Below are 20,670 nucleotides of genomic sequence, written 5' to 3' on the forward strand. Positions count from 1 at the left end.
TGAAATTTAGATATGAGTGAATTAGAATTATTAGAGCAAGAGTTATTAAAACCTTCAGAGGCTTTAATTTCTGATTTATATGATATAGAAGGCGATATTATATTGCTGGGGGTAGGTGGAAAAATGGGGCCGAGTATGGCTCGTTTAGCCAAGCAAGCCGTTGACCAGGCCGGATTAAAAAAGCGAATTATCGGTGTTTCCCGCTTTTCTGATCCGGAAACCCAGGCCGAATTAGAAGCAGAGGGCATCGAAACTTTTGCGGCGGATTTGTTAAACGAAAGCCATTTAGCTGCCCTACCAGATGCAGCCAATGTAATTTATTTGGCAGGTACTAAATTTGGTACTACGGGTAAAGAAGCTTTTACCTGGGCCATGAATGCGTATTTGCCGGGCCGTGTTGCCGAACGGTATAAAAACTCCCGGATTGTAGCTTTCTCTACCGGTAATGTTTATCCGTTTGTACCGGTAACTTCTGGTGGCCCATCCGAAGACCAGGCAGCGGCACCGGTGGGAGAGTATGGTCAATCATGTTTAGGCCGGGAGCGTATTTTTCAATACTTCTCCGATAAATATCAGATTCCGACTTTAATCTATCGTCTAAATTATGCCGTTGATTTTAAATATGGCGTGTTGCTGGAAATAGCGAAATCAGTGAACGAAGGCCGACCAATAGATTTGACTACCGGAAATGTAAACGTTATCTGGCAGGGAGATGCCAATGAAATAGCTATTCGGGCTTTAAAACACTGCGACGTACCGGCTAAAATTTTAAATGTTACCGGGCCTGAAACTGTTTCCGTGAAGTGGCTGGCTGAACAATTTGGTTTATTATTGGGCAAAGAGCCAAACTTTATGGGGGAAGTGCAGCAAACTGCTTTGTTAAGCAACGCTTCGGAGGCGCATCGCTTATTTGGTTACCCCAGAGTAACCTTACGGCAAATAATGGATATTACGGTTACCTGGTTACAGGGCGGCGGTAAAATATCCAACAAACCAACTCATTTCCAGGAACGAAACGGCAAGTTTTAATACATGAAATCAAACACCTTAAAACCCGAAATTAAAGCTTTACTGCACGAAGGAACGGTTATTCCCGCGCATCCTTTGGCCTTAAATGCAGCCCGGCAGTTAGATGAGCAGCGCCAGCGCGGCTTAACCCGGTACTATATGGCGGCTGGTGCCGGAGGAGTAGCAGTTGGCGTGCATTCAACTCAATTTGAAATCCGGAACCCGGAAGTTAATTTGTATGAAACCGTATTAAAACTGGCCGCCGAAGAAATAGAAGAAGCGCAGTTAACTCGTCCGTTTATAAAAGTTGCCGGTATTGTTGGCCCTACCGCGCAAGCTACGGAAGAAGCCGAGATAGCTTTGAAGTACGGTTATGATTTGGGCTTATTAAGCATGGGTGGCTTACAAAGCTGGACCGAAGATGAAATATTGGACCGGGTAAAAGCCGTAGCTGACATTATTCCTGTTTTTGGCTTTTACCTGCAGCCCAGCGTAGGTGGCCGCATCTTTACTTATGACTTCTGGTTTAAGTTTGCGCAGATACCCAATGTACAAGCTATTAAAGTGGCCGCTTTTAACCGCTACCAAACCCTAGATGTGGTGCGGGCAGTGTGCGCCTCGCCTCGTCGGGATGAAATTGCTTTATATACCGGGAACGATGATAATATTATTGCCGATTTACTAACAACTTATAGATTTGAAGTTGACGGAATTGTAAGACAAAAGGAATTTGTCGGCGGTTTGTTAGGCCATTGGGCCGTTTGGACAAAGAAAGCAGTTGAATTACTAGCTGAGGTAAAAAGTATGAAACAGGTAGGAAACGCATTTGGTTTCTCAGAATTGCTGACCCGCAATATCGAAGTTACGGATATGAACGCTGCTATTTTTGATCCGGCTCATGGTTTTCATGGCTGTATTCCGGGCATTCACGAAGTTCTGCGCCGCCAGGGTTTATTAGAAGGACGTTGGTGCCTCAATCCGGAAGAGGAATTATCGCCCGGGCAAATGGAGGAAATTGACCGCGTGTGTGCTGCTTATCCGCATCTGGTGGATGATGCTTTTGTGCGGGATCTCTTAGAAAGAGAAATGCTGACAAAATAAATGGTGATGTTTAGCGAATTTCTAGCTTGTTATTAAATTAAAAGGCGGAGGTTATGCGAACTGCTACTACTTTAACAAAGGTGTAAACGGTGTTTGATGTATGACTAAATTAATTTAAAAATTCTTCATGAATAACGAAAGCATAACGGAAGCTTTAAAAGTAGATATTTCTGCTACTCGTAGTGAGTTGGGTTTAAAGGCGGTAAAATTGGTTGCCAGCAAAATAATAGAATTATTAGACCAGCAGCAATTCGTGAATATCATTTTTGCCGCGGCCCCCTCTCAAAACGAATTTTTAGAAGAGCTATCTAAAAATGATGCAATTGCCTGGGAACGCATCAATGCCTTTCATATGGATGAATATGTAGGTCTGCCGGAAGATGCGCCCCAGCGTTTTGGTAATTTTTTAAAAAATCGTTTATTCGGTAAAGTCCCATTCCGTTCTGTAAATTACCTGAATGGATTAGCCGAAAATTTAAAAGAAGAGTGCGCCCGATATACTGCCTTATTAGAATCTCATCCAACGGATATTGTGTGCATGGGGATTGGTGAGAATACCCATATAGCCTTTAACGATCCGCACGTGGCCTATTTTAACGATCCGCAGCTAGTAAAAATAGTGGATTTAGACGAAGCTTGCCGGCAGCAGCAAGTAAACGATGGATGTTTTACTGCATTAAATGAAGTGCCAATCTATGCTTTAACGTTAACAGTGCCTGCTTTAATGCGCGCCAAATACGCATTTTGTATGGTTCCTGGACCAACTAAAGCGCAGGCCATTTACCATACCCTGCAAAGTGATATTCAGGAATTATACCCGTCAACCATACTGAGAAAACACCCGGAAGCTATTTTATTTATTGATAAAGAAAGCAGCGCATTGTTATAGCGGCTTAAAGACTTACTGAAAAGGAGTTTATTTTACTGGAACCCGCAGGCTTATACCTGCGGGTTTTTGGCTTTATACCTTTTTTAAATAAAGCAGAGTTTTTGAACAAACACAGAATAATTTTTAAATTTTTGAAAAAATGAAAGTACTCCTTGGAGCTTCCTGGCGGAAAAAGATTGGTATCTACATGTAGTTAGCGCAGGTCTAAATTTAAGATTCAATTTCACCGCTCCTTTATCCCTCCTAATTTTTAAAAAATTGTAAAATCAAAAGATGTTTTAACAAATGTTGCATTACCTAGGCAATGGTATTAAAAACTAAATGCTTCACTTCTGTTTTAATCGTTTTCAAAAGCTTATTTTTTTTATTAAAAAGTTTTAAAAGCTTGTTTTATTTTAAAAAAAAAGGTTCTTTTAAGAATAAATAAAAAACATGCTTTGCTATGCTCCTAAACCGAAATAGAAACATTTGGTTCACGTTGTTTTGTGCTATTATTCTTTCTTATAATGGACAGCGTGCGTTTGCTGCAATAAATAAAAACATAGGCTCGGTTGTGCAGGGCAATGACTCTTTAAGTTTTATTTCCCCGCTCCGTCTCCGGGGTTTTAGCCTGTTGCCAGCTCCGCAACAAGTAGAATTGGGCGCTAAGAATATTGTGGTAGATGGGTCGTGGGTAATAGATTCAAAAATAGGCAAAGAAGATATTGCCGTGCGGAGATTATTGGAAGGTGCCTCGGAGCTTCATGGATTGGATTTCGCGAAAAAAGGAGGAAAAAAGATTACGCTTGCCGTTAAACCCGGAACGGTAAAAGCCACGAATGATCCGGCGCTCAACGAACAAGCTTATTTGCTGGCGATCACCGCCAATAAGATCGAAATTACTGGTAACAGCCCAACCGGACTTTTTTACGGGGTTCAAAGCTTATTGCAATTACTCCGGCGGGATCAGGCCGGTCGGCTCATTGCTCCGGAAGCGGTGATTCGCGACTGGCCAGCGGTGCAATTGCGGTTTGTGCATTGGGATACGAAACATCACCAGAAACGCATGGAAACCATGAAGCGACTGATCGACTGGCACGCCTTCTTTAAGGTAAACATGGTTGCCCTGGAGATTGAAGATAAATACGAATTCCCACGGCATCCGATTATTGGTGCTCCTGGCGCCTACACCAAAGCAGAGTTACAGGAGCTAACCCGTTACGCGCTGGAGCGACACATTCAGATTGTTCCCAATATTCAGGCGCCAGCCCACATGGCACACGTCCTGAAACATAAAGAATTTGAGCATTTAAAGGCTGAGCCTGAATCTAATTACCAGGCCTGCATGTGCGACGACGAAGCTATTAACCTGATCTTCGATATGTACCAGGATATGATTGATGCCACACCCGGTGTCGACTATTTTCTGGCTTCTACGGATGAAGTTTATTATGCCGGTATCTGTGCCAAATGTAAGCGGCCTTATAATCCGGAAAACCGCAGTTTGGCCTGGGCTGAGTTTGCCGTAAAAGCCCACGATTGGCTAGCAAAACGTAATCGCCGGATGATTGCCTGGGTGGAGTATCCCTTGCTGCCGCAGGATATTTCGCGCCTGCCATCGGATATAATTAATGGCATAATGGGCGAAGACAAGGAATTTTTGGACAATCAGCGAAAAATAGGAATGCGGCAACTTGCCTACAGTTCTATCCAAGGGGGCGAACCGCTTTTCTCCGATTATTCCAGGTATCCAAATTATGTAAGCACCGTTCGCGACGGCATTAAGGCGGGCGCTAACCCCATCGGAAGTTTTGCTGCCGCCTGGGACGACAGCGGGTTGCACGAAGAAGTTTTTCATTTGGGTTGGGCTACTATTACGCAATATGCCTGGAACCCTTACGGACCGGCTTATGAACAAACCATGGCCGATTTTTTAGATGTGTTCTACGGGGCTAATAGTCCGGATATAGCCTCTGCCTATGCACTCCTGAATGAAGGCGCTCAATTTTTTAGAAGAGGATGGGATGAGGTAACCAGCACTGAGCGCCCTTCCAGTTACGGCAACAGTTTCGGCAAAGGAATTGGCACCGAACGAATGGATGATTTTCTCCGGCTCCCGGAAATACCGCTAGATAAAAATTTAAAATCCAATACTAAATATACCACCGACCACAGCAAGATTATTGCGCAGGCCGAAGAATTAGAATTAAAAAATGACGAGTTAATCAACAAGCTTGCCCGGTACATGACACAGGTTGACCGCAACCGTTATAGTCTGGAGGTGTACCTATCAATTGCTTACCTGGAGCGTTACTTTATTAAAACCGTACTTGCGTTTCGCGATGCCGAGCGCACCTTTGGGCGTGCTCAGTCGGCTTCGGCGGCCGGAAAACACGAAGAAGCAGTTGGGCTCCTGATAGAAGTCAGCAACAAGATCGGCGCTCTCGACAGTTGGGGTAAGGGGATGTGGGAAAACGTTACGGAGGTATGGGAAAAAAGCCGTTATGAAAAAAACCGTGACGTAAACGGACGTAAATTTGTGCATGTGCAGGACGATGTAAAAGATCATTTTGCTGACCGCCGGAAAGGCCTGGATTATATGATTGCCCCTTTTCAACGGACAAATTTGCCGGGCTGGCAGAATAAGCTGAACGAGAGAATAAAACAGTACGCGGAGGCAAACAAAGTTCCGGTGAAAGGACTGGCTGAAAAACGCCTGGAAGACTAACCCACTACATTCAAGTTAAAAAGGATATTGTTATCTATAGAAAAACTATTGGGCGGTAAATTATTGATGTGGACGAAACCCCGCAACGATTTACCGCCTTTTTTGTACCTTATTAATTCCTAAAATTTAAATAATAATTTAAAGCAGTAGCGCTCTTACTGGCTATAAAAAAGGGCTTTTTATGATTAAAGTTTCTTGTTTTTAAAAAGCTGCTGTTCCCAAAAGGATAATTTAAATCATTCATCTTTTGAAATGAAGCTCGATGGTATTGCCTCTTTATCAGGCGCTTTCAAAGCAAGAATTAAAAATTAATAAAGGTATAAATACATCATATTTTTTAAAAAGCCGGGTTTTAGGTTATGGTGGGTTTATTTTAATCAATAATGTAATCTCATTTTACTTCCATTCTGCGCCGTCCAATGTATAGGCCCAGGCAAGCCTTGTTAATTTTTATTATTTCCCTATCTGACCGCTATAAACTGGGTATTCCTTAATTTTTAAAATAATAATGATCAGGGGCAAGGAGAAGACTTTTTAGCAATGTCTTGTCGGGAGCATTGATTAAGCTCATTAGTGATTTAGATGAATATAATAACTCGGTAAAGGTTTGCCTATAAAAAAGCACTATCCGTAAGTACAGGCAGGACCTACCTGCTAATAATAGATTCTATTCCGGAAGCACAGTTGCTCTTATTCTTTTGCTCATACTAAAAATCACAAAAAAATGAATTAACAATCATTCGTGTATGCCTTTTGCGTTAATTAATTGAGAATAAATGTAGATTGTAACTAAAACAAAGGAATTTTAAGATTCTATGTTAATTTAAGATTAAATAATTTTAAAATTAAGTTTAAGTTAAAAATAAAAGTAAATGAATTGAAATATGTTGATACATTTTGCGAAACAGGTGAAATCTGATAGCTTGGAAGGAATAATTGAGTAGAATCTGGTTTTTTGGGCTTAAAATTGATGTTTGTAGATAAATTATAGATGTTTTCTGGATATAAAAGGCTTGAAAGTAATTTCAGGTTAAAATACTTATTTATATAAAAGGAAAGGAAATTGCTTAATAAAAATAACGAAACGAATGTTTTTGGTTTTATTTTTATTAGTTTTGTTTAGTACACACAAAGGTTAAAGTAATAAAATATGCAACACCTCGGGCTGGATTTTCGGACTTTAAATGAAAAAGGTGCATTCCACACGGCAAAAGAGATAGCGCAGCAACCAGAGATATGGTTAAGCGTTTGGGAGATGATTCATAAAAACAGATCAGAAATCAATAAATTTCTGGATAAAGTCTTACCAAAAACAAAGCGGATTATATTAACAGGCGCCGGCACCAGTGCATTTATTGGCCGTTCCTTGTCAGGGGTATTCCAGCGAAATACTAAAATCATAACAGATGCCATATCCACCACTGACTTAGTATCTGATCCGAAAGATTACCTGGACCCGGAAACGCCTTTACTGATGATTTCCTTTGCCCGATCGGGAAACAGTCCGGAAAGTATAGCCGCGGTTGTGCTGGCAGATACCCTTTGCGATACCTGCTTTCATTTGATTATTACCTGCAATAGCGATGGCGAACTTGCTGGGTATGGCAGGGCTGATGAAGAGCGCCGATTCGTGATAACCTTACCCAGTGAAGCGAATGATAAGAGCCTTGCCATGACCAGCAGTTATACTGGAATGTTATTGGCCGGCATTCTTATTTCACAAATGCAAAACATTGAAGCTAACCGGGCTATGGTTGATATTTTAAGTAGTTACGGTAGCAAAATTATTAATGATTACAGTGCAGATTTTCGTCTGATTGCGGAAAAAGACTTTAAGCGCGCCGTTTTTCTGGGTTCCGGGCCTTTACAGGGTACAGCCACTGAATCGCATTTAAAACTTCAGGAGCTGACGGACGGCAAAATTATATGTAAAGATGATTCTTTTCTCGGTTTCCGACATGGTCCGAAAGCGGTTGTAGATAATACCACCTTGGTAGTATATATTTTTTCAAGCGACAGCTATGTTTTAAAATATGAAATTGACATGGTGGCCTCCATGAAAAAAGGAAACCAGCCACTGCTGGAGATTGGAATTATGGAAAAGCAAATCCCAGAGCTTCATCTGGATTATACTTTCTGCTATTCTGAAGAAAACCTGGGCGTACCTAAAGAATTTCTGTCGGTGTGCAGCGTGCTGCCTGCCCAATTAATTGCCTTTTTTAAATCTGTTCAATTGGGGCTCCGGCCAGATTCGCCCTCGGAAACAGGTGCTATTTCGCGGGTAGTGGAAGAGTTTCCGATCTATGAACTAACAGATAATCATATCTAAGCCGGATTGGAAACCGGAGCATCAACGATAGCGGAATGATACAAAGTGCAGATTGAAAGTGCGACATATGAGTACAGAAAGTCAGAAAAATGACCTGCTTACAATTCCTGACAAAAATAACCAGTACATTTTTGTTATCGAAAGTGCGTATTCGCTGCACATTTCCATGAGGCTTTACAATATTTTTTCGCGCCGCCGGATTCCTGTCCTGGATTTTCAAACCAGCAGATTGAACGGTGGTGAGCGACTACGTGCGCTTATTATTATTGAAGAAACAAAAGAAAACGTGTTAAAATTACAAAGTCAGCTTTTGCGGCAGGTGGAGGTAATAACAGTAAATCTTTTCGAACCGGTACCAGAAAGAATAGGATATTAAATTTAAAAAAAAGCCTTTTCTGAAGCACTCTCCGAAGATCTCTAGGTGAGTTCGGCACCTTAATAATGTCCTTTAAAAGGCTACAAAATAGTTCATGGAACAGGAATTTGTTTATGCCTGGTGTTATATAAAATAGAATATAATTTGTATGCTAAAAAAAATCTACGGTTGTTTTGCTTTCTTACTCTTATGGACTGAGTTATCGCAAGCACAAATATTACCAGAGGCTATTTTGGGGCAACTAAATTCCAGGGATTTCAGTGTAAATGTTGCTCTCACTTCTTCTGCTAAAACAATCCTTGCTAATAGCTCTTTTGCAGATTCGGAGGAAACCATAAAAATATCCAACCTTCGGCCGCGGCTGTTCGTGCGGGCTGATGAAGACCAGGTTGGGAGCGGACTCACTTTATCGGCATTGCGGTTAAAAATCAAAGATCCAGCCTATCAAAATTGGATTAATTATACCGGAGGAATTAGCGGCTGGGAAAGTTTGCCCGCAATGGCGATGCAGTATTTACTGAACGGGGATAAAAAGATGGCGCAATTAGTAGGGGAATACATCGCCAATACTCCTTATAATTTTGGGGAGCATACTTCTGCTGCCGCCATGGTTTATAATAGTGCCATTGCGTTTGACTGGGTCAGAATGGCCTTGCCGAAGGAGATGGCATTAAAGATATGTGCCCGGTTGGTCGAAGGGGCGGAACATCTTAAAGGTGGAGTAGTAACTCCCTCCATCAACCATAACTATACCTTTGTATCCATGTACGGGGTGGCTATGGCAGCGATGGCCATTCATGGGGAAAGCGAAGCATATAATAAGCAAGCCGCAGAATACCTAGGCCTGTTAAACCATCTGCTGTTGGATGAACACATGCTATTCGAAACCATAAAAGCTAAACAGGGAACCTGGGGAGAGGGCAATCATTATACTCCGTTTGTAGTATTTTACCCGTTGCTGATGACCTTGAACGGATTAACAACCGCTACCAGCCGGGATTATTTTAAAATAATACAAGAAAACTACAATGATTTTCTGGTTCCGATGTCAAAATTCATTATCGCCAACTTCCGGCCGGATCTTACCCTGGAGCGGATTGGCGATGTAACGACGCGGGTTGTTCCGCACAAATCCTTCCTGCGCCCGTTTATAGATTTAATGGCCCTGAAAATCAACGATCAGACGCTGCAAGGGCAAATACATTCCTTCTCAAAGCAATTGTCGGCTTATTACGGGCCAGATTTGGTGGCGGAACCGTATTATTGGATGATGTTAGTTAATTACAATGCTGAAATTCCTGACAAGCCGGCCTATACTACTTTACCAACTGCGATGCGCCTGGGAGAGAATTCCTATGAGCATATTATGTTCAGAAGCGATTGGAGCGAAAATGGTACTTTAATTTCCTTTTTAAGCGGTGATCATTATACCGACCATCAGCACTTCGATAAAGGACATTTTCTCATTTATAAAAAAGGCGCATTAGTGGTGGATGGCGGCGGTTATTCCAAGATGTATAGTGATAGCTGGTCTAATTACTCTATTCGGACCTTGGCGCACAACAATGTTCTGGTTTATGATCCTAAGGAGATTCCCGGCAAGGAAGTAAACAAAACGGAAATTTATCTCGATGGTGGACAGCGAATAATCCGGGGCGCGCAAGCCCTTACAAGCTGGAAAGAATTTAATGAGAAGGCTGATGCGCTCGGGCTGCATACGGCGAGTGTACTGGCCTTTGATGCCGATACGGAATTGAACCGTTATAATTATGTGAAAAGCAACCTGACAAACGCGTATGGCGAAAAGGTAACGTGGATGGACCGGCAATTGCTTTATCTGCCCCAAGCCGACTTTCTGGTGGTGAAAGACCGCGTGATCACACCCCGGCCGCTGGATAATTATTGGTTATTGCACTTTGAAGAACGACCTACCATCGACGGGAAAATACCGGAAACAGGCGTAAAAGATTACCAAAATGCCTCCATAGTTCATTCGCAACGCTCCGGAACGTTAGCACTGGAAGGCCAGTCTGTGCCTTATTCCGGTAGTTTATTTGTTAAAACCTTGATGCCCACCAAAAGAGCCATTTCTATAATTGGCGGGCCGGGCTATGAATATTATAACCGTTTTGCAAAGAAGAATTTTCCACCCGAAAAGCCATTCCTCCAAAATCGGGAGTCGGGTAATTGGCGCATGGAAGTAAGCCCGGTAAAACCCGGAACCAGTACAGCGTTTTTGCATGCTTTTCAAATCTCGGATTCTAGTAAAAAAGAGATGATCGCTACTGAATACCTGCGGACACCGGATGGCAAACTGGAAGGAGCGTTGTTCCGGTCAGAACAAAATCCTTATTTGGTCATGTTTAGCAGCAGTCTCGATGCCAAAGGCCATGAGCAGCAAACAGTAAATTTTCCTCTGAAATATAAGGTAAAGGCAAAAACACCGGTAAACCATGTACTAGCTGAATTAGCGCCCAATAAAAAAGTAAAGCTTATTATAAACAACAAAAACAAAGGCACTTTCCAAACTTCCTCCGCAGGCGTTCTATATTTTAACGATGAATCTGACGGAGTAAGAAGGATTCGGATATTGGCAGATTAATAAGGTTCGGTTTGGGGCTATTCGTAGCAGAATTTAAAAAGTTGGTTTTTCCATATAATTGAAGGCTTAATTAACGTAATTTCGAGCTAAGCCATTCTTCTTCATCTCCGTCATTCTGTAGAATTCGAAGAATCTAACCGGTTACTTACTGGTTAGATTCTTCCAGAATGACTGTATTTGATAGTAAGTAAAGTAAAATATACTGCTATTTGTTCCGCTAAAAGCTTACGTCGAACTCACGTTAATTAGTTTTATTGTCGCTACTTAAAAGTCGCAACGCAATTTTTTAAAAATTTAATTTATTTAGCTCTAACAATGTGCTTTACGGATTCAGTAAAATGGCAATTTTAATACTATAGCTTCCTGTATGATTCTTAAAAAAAAATATGATGTCGTAGTTGTTGGTGAGCTGAATGTGGATCTAATTGCCAATGGACTCTCCAAATTTCCGGAGGTCGGAAAAGAAATTATTGCGAATCAATTTGTTACCACCTTAGGTAGTAGTTCCGCCATTTTCGCCAGTAATTTGAGTGCTTTTGGAACGAAGGTAACCTTTACAGGTAAAGTTGGAAATGACAATTACGGTGATTTTATCGTTGCCGCTTTAAAGGCGAGAAGGGTAGATGTAAATAATATTGTTCGCACCGGTAAACCAGATACTGGTGTTACCATAGTTCTTAATTATGATGAAGACCGGGCAATGGTAACGTATCAGGGGGCGATGGCAGCATTTAACCTCGGGGATATTCCGGATAATGTATTAGAACAGGCCAGGCACCTTCATTTAAGTTCTGTTTTTCTGCAAGAAAGCCTGAAAAAAGATATCGTGTTACTTTTTAAAAAAGCAAAGCAATTGGGGCTTACTACTTCACTTGATCCGCAATGGGATCCGGCGGAAAAATGGGATATTGACTGGGAAAAACTTTTAGGCTACGTTGATATTTTTATGCCAAACCAGGCCGAACTTAACGCTATAACAAATACCACAACAATTCCGGCGGCAATTGATGTACTTAAAGATTTTTCTAATATACTGGTGGTAAAAAATGGCAGAGAAGGGGCTATTCTTTGGACAGATAATAATTTAATTCATCAGCCGGCATTTTTTAATAACTCAGTCGTAGATAGTATTGGGGCGGGGGATAGTTTTAATGCGGGCTTTATTCATGCGTTTCTGCAGGGAAGGACTTTAAAGGAATGTATGGAGTTTGGTGCCCTAATGGGAGCTATAAATACAACCAGTTCGGGGGGGACGATGGCATTTGAGAATATGAGTAAGGTAAAAGAAATCGCGAAATCTTCTTTTGACTATACTTTTTAAGGTGTAGGTTACTGGTTAGTTTTAAGTTAGCTGTTTCGCATTTTTAAATTTTTTAATTATAAGTACCTGTAAATAAGTTTTGAGATGAAGGCATCGGCAAGGGCGTCCTTTTTTTAAAATTTTAAATTTTAAACAGCTTCCTGATCTAATCCCACCAAAAAGAAACAATCCGGAAGAATTTTATCGATTGATTAAATTCTTCCGGATTGTTGGCAATAAAGGATAATGGTATTTTTATTCTTGTTTACCTCATATGTTCTATAGAGAAATAACATTCAAGATTTAAACATATTCTTTCAGGTTCTGAACCGAAATTAGTTTTTCCATAACTAACTCGGTTACTTTCTCTGTTGCCTTTGGAAATACTTTTCTTAAATCTATTTCATCCGTATCTCTCAGGAGGGCCTGCAGGCTTTTCATAAACATATTTTTTATTTCGGTAGCCAAATTAACCTTGCAGATGCCTCTGGAAATGGCGGCCTGTACTTGATCTTCGGGGATACCGGAACTGCCGTGCAAAACCAGAATAGCATCAGTTTTTGCGTGAATCTCTGATAACAGTGGTAATTGAAGTTTCGGCACTTCTTTGTAAAATCCGTGGGCAGACCCAATAGCAACTGCCAGGGCATCTACACCGGTCTCTTCCACAAATAAGCTGGCTTCCTCCGGGCTGGTGAACATTTGTTGAACATGAGACTGGCCTAATTTAGCAACATAACCAAGCTCTCCTTCAACGGTAGCACCGTATTCGCCTGCAATTTTCACGGCTTCTGCCGTTAATTTTATGTTGTCTTTAATAGGCAATTCACTGCCATCAAACATAACGGAATCAAAGCCGGCGTCCAGGCATTTGCGAACAAGTTCCAGGGAGTCGCCGTGGTCCAGATGCAGCCATCCTTCAACGCCAAATGCTTCCAAGGCGCTCCTACCCATATTAACGGCTGTTTGCAGGCCCATGTATTCGATGGAACTTCTGGTTAGTTGTAAAATTAATGGTTGTTGCAAGGACGCAGCCGCCCGCAATACGCCATGAAGCGTTTCCAGGTTGTAAAAATTAGTAGCAAGTAAGCCTTTTTTTTGGTCGGTAAGTACTTGCATTTTTTGCTTTAAGGTCATTGTAAAGTAGAGAAATTTAAAATTTTACCAATTTTATTTAGCGTTTTAGTAGCTGAGAGGTAGAATCGGCTTTATACTTCTTTCAATTTTATTGCTTTTGACTCTTTAGTCTCTTCCACTTTAGTCTCTTCCGCAGCCATTAAAAGTGCCGAGATTATGGCCAGTACCATGCCGGTAATAATTACCGGATGGGGTATAAAGGCATAAATAGTTAATGAGAGGATCACTGTCAGTACTGGGGAAAGGGCAGTAGTCATGGGGGCTACAATTATTGCCTTGCCAAACCTAAAGGCATACACCAGGCAAAGAGCACCAAAAGCATTTAATATCTGAACTACCGCTGCCAGGTAAGGTCCCTTTATTCCCAGATTAATATGCTGCGAGAAATCAGTCATGTATAAGGCAAACGGAATAAGTAAAACCGAGCCCAGGGCCATATAAAAGAAAATGCTCTCGGCTTTCATGGTTTCGTTGGCAAAGCGCAAAACGTAACCCTGAACTCCCCAGGCCAGCAAGGGTATAGCCGTTAAAACCATCCATAAATAACCCTTAACCGTGCTGTCGCCGGGAGGTTGATAGGAGAGCAACAGAACCGCGATAAGGGCCGCAACTATGCCCAGCCATCCCAAGCGCCCTGTTTTTTCTTTTAATATAATTACCGCCAATAAAATGGTAATAACCGGAGTTAAGGAAAGTAATGGAAAAACAAGGTAGGCCGGTGCTATTTTCAGGGTAAAGAAAAGAACCAATTGGCCGCCTGCACCCATAATCCCGGCACCGGTGCCCAGTAAAATAGAACGCTTGTCATGCTCGAGTTGCCAGCGGTTTATGGCCAAGGCAAAAATTGCCGCCAGAATCATGGTTAAGGCCCATACCACATAGCCCAGGGTGGCCGGAAAACCATTTTTTTCAGGTATCTCGATAAGCGCACCCCACACGCCCATAAAAATTACATGGATAACTACAAAACTGATCCAATTTTTTCCTTTGTTCATCTTAAAAATTTAACTCTTTATAAATTCATCAAACCAGTTCAGCACGCGGCTGTATAAATCATATCTGCTTTTCGGTTGCAAATCGGGCCGCCAGCCATGCCCTTCTTCGAGATACTGGACGAAAGATGCGGTTACTCCTAATTTTTTTAAGGCGACGTACATTTCTTCCGCCTGAGTTACCGGAACCTCATTGTCTTTAGTGCCATGCAGGAACAGCGTAGGAGTTTTAACATTTTTTACATGCCGCAACGGCGACCATTGCCAAAGCAGGGGAAAATTATTATAAACACTCCCGTTAAATTCCGATTCCATGAGTGAATGGTACAAAGAGGTGCCCGCGAAACTGATGAGGTTGCTGATACCGCCATCGACAACAGCTGCTTTGAAGCGATTGGTTTGCGTGATGATCCAGTTGGTCATATAGCCGCCGTAGCTCTGGCCGGTTACTCCCAAATTTCCCTCGTCAATCCAGGAATTAGTAGCAACAGCATAATCTAGTCCGAGCATCAGGTCTTTATAATCGCCGCCACCCCAGTTCAGGACAGTGCCTCTTGAGAATGCCTGGCCATAGCCGCTACTACCTCTGGGGTTCATGAAAAGCACCCCATATCCGTGCGCCGCTAGCAACTGCATGAACGGATCAAAAGAATAGCCGAACATATTGTGCGGACCGCCGTGAATAACCAGGATTAAAGGGTACTTTTTTGAATCCTGTAAAGAGCAAGGCGGCATGAGCCAGCCTTGTACCGGAGTTCCGTCGAAGCTATTAAACCAGAATTCCTTAACCTCCTGCAGGGCCCACTTATCCAGCAAATCTTTGTTTTCATCTGTTATTTGAATGGGGGAAGGCTCGCTGGTTTTTTTCAGGAAAATTTCAGACGGATGGGTAATGTCTGTTAAAATATAGGCCAGAGCATCTCCATCGGCAGTTAAGGAATATTCTTGCACCTGGGAATTACCCGCCAGGATTTTTTCAATTTCACCGGTGCTTATAGAGGCCCGGTACAGCGATGTGGAGCCTTGGTTGCCAGCGGTAAAGTAAACCCAATCGCCAAGGGGATGCCATTGGATATTTTCTATTCTTCGGTCTAAGGTTTGGGTTAAACATTGCGGCGATCCGCTCGTTGCTGGTACGATATATAATTGTGTATCGTCCGCCGGGCTGTCGTTTGTGCTAATGGCGCTTGTCGTGGCCAGGTACGCAATATACTTCCCGTCCGGCGACCAGGCAGGTTGAAAGGCGGTACCCGCATGGTTTGTAAGTTTTTCTATTTTTTTTGTCTGGATACTAACGGTCCATAAATCGCAATTTTGATTATTATCCGGATCAGCGGTATGATTGCTGATAAACACTATTTGGGTGCTGTCCGGAGACCACGATATAGAATGTTCGTTATAATCCCCCGGAGTTATGATTTGCGGTTCGCCGCCCTTAACAGGAATAATCCAAATATGGCTCGTATACGCATCCGCGAAAAATGGCCGGCCCCATCCGCCTTTTGTTTTGTAAAGCAGCCGGTTTACCACCATAATCTGGTTATCCTGGGCTTCCGGCACAGTAGGAGGAACGGTACTTACATAGGCGATATACTGTCCATCCGGCGACCAGCAGAAATCTGTTTGGGTTAGGTGATTAATAAAATAAGATGATTCATACACTTCTGTTAGGAAACGGGTTGTATGATCCTGTAAACTATAAATCCATATTCCGGAGCTTCCGTTTTGGGATGCGTGATAAGCAATAGATAAACCATCCGGCGACCATACTGGGGAAGATCCTTGGGTTAAAATCTCTGATTTGTTATCGGAAGTAGATGTTAATACAATATAATCTTGTCTGGTGTTGTGGTTTAAATCGCTTACAGTTTTTACATAAACGATTTTACTGCCATCAGGAGAAATCTTGATACCACTTAGAGTGCGAATTTCAAATATGTCATTAATATGAAAAATAAGGTTACCCGTCTCTTTATTTTCCGTTTCTCTCATGATTTAATTGGTAATTCACTGAAGCTATTCTAATGAATGACCTTTTTTTTAATATTAAAATATTTAGTGGATACACTAGGCCAAGGTTTATAAGTAAATACAAAGATTTAATCAGCTTTCTTTTCTTACAAACTTTCTTTCAGATTATGTACTAATTGGTTGGTGCTTATTTTTCACAACCTTACGTAAGGTTGCGAAATAAATCTTTTATTTACAAAAAAATTAAAGAATAATTTTCTGTCCTTTTTATTTCTTACATCACGTTTTTATTGCAATATTTTTATACAAACCCGTATGAACTTCCTGATATATATTATTGCCTGCTTTATTTGTTTTTCGTAAATCTTGTTTTTTTTTAAATATATAAGTAGTTAATATTTAAATACTTGTTTTATGGTGTCTGCGTCGTCTAGACCAGCTTTGTATTGCTGAGTGAGGTGTGCAAGTGGTTAAAGTCATTTGGTTGAATAGAATGAATGACTAGAACGACGTGGTGCGGATAGGGATTAAGTAAATAACTAAAGACAAATAATGTTCTAAGCTACTTTCTCTTTGTTGTAGCCTCTAGTTAGGCTTGCTAAATTAAAATGCTAAAAAGATTCTAGGTGCCTGTGCTTTAGTTAGTTTAATTAATTGACCATCAGTAGTTAATTTATTTTGCCAGAATGCTTCATAATCTTTTTACTCCATTATACTCCTTAATCAACTTGTTATTACTTAGAATAGGCTTGTCTGCTCGCTACATAAAGCATATTAAATAATCTGCTTTTTTAAAAAATTATTTTAAACAGATAGACCAATTTGAAATAAGAGATCAGAGCTAACGTGCTTGGCAGGTTTTTTATGGTTTTAGTTGGTAAATGAATATGTTGATATATAAAAACAACAACATACAATGAATAATCGAGTTTGGGTTTAGGTGTATTAAGGGTTTGTTTCATTTTATTAACTAGTAAGTTCCATTACCTTTATTAATTTGAAGATTTTGGGTTTCAAAACATTAATAATTTAAAAAAAAATATTTTTTTTGTTATGATTTGTTGTTAAAAACAATTTTATTTAGGCAACGAAAGCTAATATTCTTCTCTACAACTCAAAAAAGCAATTATGAAATTAAAAACTTCTACAAAAATGTGTTGGTCAGAACCACCTGGCAAGGCTCTTCTGGTATTTTGGATAAGTTGTATTCTTATCCTCGGAGTGCAATCGAATACTTTTGCGCAGCAAAAAACGGTTACTGGCACTGTGAAAGATGAAAGGTCTGCTCCAATACCAGGAGTAACAGTACTAGTAAAAGGAGCTTCTAAAGGAACTACTACTGATGTAAGTGGTAAATTTAACTTGCAGGTTTCTCCGGACGAGGTTCTGGTTTTTTCAATCATCGGGTATGTTTCCAGAGAAGTCCCTGTAGGAAACCGGACAACAATTGATGTTAACATGTCGGAAGACATGCAAAATCTTTCGGAGGTGGTGATCGTTGGGTTTGGAGCAGAAAAGAAAGTAAACGTTATTGGTTCTATCGAAACAATCTCCACAAAAGAAATTAAGGCCTCGCCTGTTGGTTCCGTGTCCAATGCTTTGGCCGGACGGTTGCCGGGTCTGGTGGTGCAACAGCCGCAAGGGGAACCGGGCGCTGACGCAGCGCAATTGTTAATTCGTGGTAGAGGTACCTTGGGTAATAGTGCACCCTTAATTATAATTGACGGCACCGAAGGAAGGGACATTAATGCTTTAAATGCCAATGATATTGAGAGTATCAGCGTTCTTAAAGATGCTTCCGCTGCTATTTATGGCGCCCGGGCGGCCAACGGTGTAATTCTGGTTACTACTAAAAAAGGTGCCCAGGGCAAGCCCCGAATAGATTATTCCATGTATCAAGGTTTATCAAAACCTACCTGGTTACCCAAAATGACGGATGCCGCTACTTACGCCCAAATGGTGCGGGAGATGCAAACCTACGACGGGGTTGCGGAAGCCAACTTGCGGTATAAGCCGGAAGATGTCGAAAAATACAGATCGGGCGAATACCCCTGGACCCATCCGAATACTAACTGGAATGACGTTACCTTGCGGAATTTTGCCAATACCTCTAACCATAACCTTTCTATTAGTGGTGGTACCGATAGAGTTACCTACTACGGTGGTATCGGCTATTTTCATTCCGATGGTATTTATAAACGGGATGCGAATGATTTTAAGCGGTTTAACATCAAAGTGAACGTTGATTTTAACGTTAATAAGTACTTAACGGTAGGAGTAGCATTAAACGAAATCCAGGAAAACCGGATGTCCTCGTCCATGGACCGAGAAACAATTTTCAATGTTGTTAACCAAGGCCGACCTACTGATTTTGCTTACTGGCCCAATGGTCAGCTAGCTACTGGTTCTTTTGGGTTAGGATATCATCCGGCCGTTATTTCCACGCTGGATTATGGTTTTAACGACCGGAAAAACTTAATGAGTTACAACACGCTCAATGCTTCTTTAAAGATCCCGGGTGTGGAAGGACTGGCTCTGACAACTTACTATTCTTATGACGTGGACTTTAACAAAGGGAAGCTTTTTACCCAGCCTCTGGAAGGGTATACCTTTAATCGGGCCGCGTATTTGGCCGCTGGCAATACTGGCAAGGAAGACGGCTCCGCGTTTTTGACCAAGATTTCAAACAATGCTCCCCGGACATTGGAAAATACGAATGGCAACGCTACCCGCAAGCTCTATCATTTGCAGTTGGATTACGCGAAGACCTTTAATGAGGCGCATAACCTGAGTGCCTTTGTGGCCTATGAGCAATTTAAAAACGAAACCAATAGTACATCGGCGTTCCGTACCGGTTTTGTCAGCAGCGCGCTGCCTTACCTATTTGCTGGTGGCAACCAAAATAAAGATAATTATGAAACCGTAGGGATTGATACCCGGGTTAATTACTTCGGAAGACTAAGTTATAATTATAAAGAAAAATACCTGTTGCAATTTACTCTACGCCGCGATGGTTCCGTGCGTTTTTCGGAAGAAAGTGGACGTTGGGGAACCTTCCCGAGTGCATTGGCCGGCTGGGTAATTTCCAAGGAAGGATTCATGCAGGATAAATTTGTTAATTTTTTAAAACTGAAGGCATCGTGGGGAAGAATGGGTAATGACCAGGTAGACCCTTTCCAGTACCTGGCTAGCTATTCGTTTGGCACGGGCGGCGTTTATGGCACCGGTTTAAATTATAGTAACAGTCTTTTTCAGAACGTAACCCCGAACCCCAATATTACCTGGGAAATTGCCAACATGACCAATGTTGGTTTTGAGTCGGCGTTCTTTAATGATTTCTTTTTAAATGCCGATTTCTTTTATCAGCGCCGAAGCCGGATTCTAGTGGCACGGAATGCTTCGGTGCCAGACTTTACCGGTATCTCTCTTCCGAACGAAAACTTTGGTATCGTGGATAGCAAAGGTTTAGAAGTGGAATTAGGATACCAAAAAGGTAAATCGGATGTAACCTACGGGATAACCGGCAACTTTACATTTGCCCGCAACAAGATAGTGGAGTTCGACGAGCCCAAGCAGGTAGTAGAATGGCAGAGAAGAACCGGACATCCCATCGGCGCCATACTGCTTCATAAATCCGCGGGTATTTTTAAAAATGTAGATCAAGTAAATTCAATGCCGCATGTGACCGGAGCCATACCCGGAGACGTGATTATTGAAGATGTGAACGGAGATGGTCAAATCACCGCCGATGACCGCATATTATTTGATCAGACGAGCGTTCCCGAAATAACCTATGCCGCATCGCTTAATGTAGGCTATAAAGCCTTTCGTTTAAGTGCTTTGATTACCGGAGTTGGAACGGCCTGGCGGCAAATGCTAGGTTCCCAGCAAGGTTTGCAAGGAAATTACTACCAGTATCAGGCCGACGGACGCTGGACACCTGATAACCCGAATGCTACCAAACCCAGAACCCCGAATGGCTGGCAGCCTTATTGGAGAAATAATAGCTTCCGGACCGATATGGAGTATCAGAATATGGAATTTGCCCGGCTAAAAAATGTGGAGCTGAGTTATACCTTGCCTAAAAAATTCCAGAACACCCTTAAAATGGCTAATGCCGAGATTTATTTATCCGGCCAAAATTTATTCCTCCTGTATGCCTCGCAAGGTATCTGGGATCCGGAATTCAGCGGCAACCGGGATAACTACCCAATCATGAAGGTTTATACCATAGGTGCCCGGGTTTCTTTTTAAAAAA

The 20,670-nt window shown here is 41.8% G+C and carries 12 protein-coding genes; 9 read left to right on the plus strand and 3 right to left on the minus strand.

The genetic code is table 11. The features are described 5' to 3' along the window. Positions 1 to 12: 12 nt before the first annotated feature. The 8 genes from HUW51_RS12545 to HUW51_RS12580 all read left to right on the plus strand — a co-directional run bounded on the left by HUW51_RS12545 (position 13) and on the right by HUW51_RS12580 (position 12,333). On the plus strand, positions 13 to 1,029 hold the full coding sequence (locus HUW51_RS12545) for an NAD-dependent epimerase/dehydratase family protein (RefSeq protein ID WP_185274358.1): 1,017 nt from the start codon (positions 13 to 15) through the stop codon (positions 1,027 to 1,029). 3 nt (positions 1,030 to 1,032) lie between these two features. Further along, a complete protein-coding gene (locus HUW51_RS12550) occupies positions 1,033 to 2,109 on the plus strand; it encodes a dihydrodipicolinate synthase family protein (RefSeq protein WP_185274359.1) in 1,077 nt (358 codons plus the stop codon). A gap of 127 nt (positions 2,110 to 2,236) precedes the next feature. Next, positions 2,237 to 2,998, plus strand: coding sequence for a glucosamine-6-phosphate deaminase (locus HUW51_RS12555; RefSeq protein WP_185274360.1), 762 nt, complete (start codon positions 2,237 to 2,239; stop codon positions 2,996 to 2,998). A gap of 442 nt (positions 2,999 to 3,440) precedes the next feature. Further along, positions 3,441 to 5,705, plus strand: a complete 2,265-nt coding sequence (locus HUW51_RS12560; protein ID WP_185274361.1) for a beta-N-acetylhexosaminidase — start codon at positions 3,441 to 3,443, stop codon at positions 5,703 to 5,705. A 1,150-nt stretch (positions 5,706 to 6,855) separates the two neighbouring features. Next, positions 6,856 to 8,034 (plus strand): SIS domain-containing protein, encoded by a 1,179-nt coding sequence (locus tag HUW51_RS12565; RefSeq protein WP_185274362.1) that lies wholly within the window; start codon positions 6,856 to 6,858, stop codon positions 8,032 to 8,034. A gap of 67 nt (positions 8,035 to 8,101) precedes the next feature. Continuing rightward, a complete protein-coding gene (locus HUW51_RS12570; RefSeq protein ID WP_185274363.1) occupies positions 8,102 to 8,410 on the plus strand; it encodes a hypothetical protein in 309 nt (102 codons plus the stop codon). A 148-nt stretch (positions 8,411 to 8,558) separates the two neighbouring features. Beyond that, the gene (locus tag HUW51_RS12575) at positions 8,559 to 11,012 is read left to right on the plus strand and encodes a heparinase II/III domain-containing protein (protein ID WP_185274364.1); all 2,454 of its coding nucleotides are present in this window, start codon (positions 8,559 to 8,561) and stop codon (positions 11,010 to 11,012) included. 367 nt (positions 11,013 to 11,379) lie between these two features. Beyond that, positions 11,380 to 12,333, plus strand: coding sequence for a carbohydrate kinase family protein (locus tag HUW51_RS12580; protein ID WP_185274365.1), 954 nt, complete (start codon positions 11,380 to 11,382; stop codon positions 12,331 to 12,333). 282 nt (positions 12,334 to 12,615) lie between these two features. Here HUW51_RS12580 and HUW51_RS12585 read toward each other — a convergent pair whose 3' ends face one another. The 3 genes from HUW51_RS12585 to HUW51_RS12595 form a co-directional block, all read right to left on the minus strand. Then, positions 12,616 to 13,449 (minus strand): class II fructose-bisphosphate aldolase, encoded by an 834-nt coding sequence (locus HUW51_RS12585; RefSeq protein WP_185274366.1) that lies wholly within the window; start codon positions 13,447 to 13,449, stop codon positions 12,616 to 12,618. Positions 13,450 to 13,520: 71 nt separating this feature from the next. Next, complete coding sequence (locus HUW51_RS12590) at positions 13,521 to 14,444, minus strand: DMT family transporter (protein ID WP_185274367.1); 924 nt, start codon at positions 14,442 to 14,444, stop codon at positions 13,521 to 13,523. Positions 14,445 to 14,453: 9 nt separating this feature from the next. Beyond that, the gene (locus tag HUW51_RS12595) at positions 14,454 to 16,433 is read right to left on the minus strand and encodes a S9 family peptidase (protein ID WP_185274368.1); all 1,980 of its coding nucleotides are present in this window, start codon (positions 16,431 to 16,433) and stop codon (positions 14,454 to 14,456) included. A 1,131-nt stretch (positions 16,434 to 17,564) separates the two neighbouring features. On the opposite strand from HUW51_RS12595, the gene HUW51_RS12600 reads away from it, so the two are divergent. Then, on the plus strand, positions 17,565 to 20,666 hold the full coding sequence (locus HUW51_RS12600; protein ID WP_185274369.1) for a SusC/RagA family TonB-linked outer membrane protein: 3,102 nt from the start codon (positions 17,565 to 17,567) through the stop codon (positions 20,664 to 20,666). Positions 20,667 to 20,670 lie beyond the last annotated feature (4 nt).

The organism is Adhaeribacter swui, from assembly GCF_014217805.1.
In the GTDB taxonomy this organism is placed as follows: Bacteria; Bacteroidota; Bacteroidia; order Cytophagales; family Hymenobacteraceae; genus Adhaeribacter; species Adhaeribacter swui.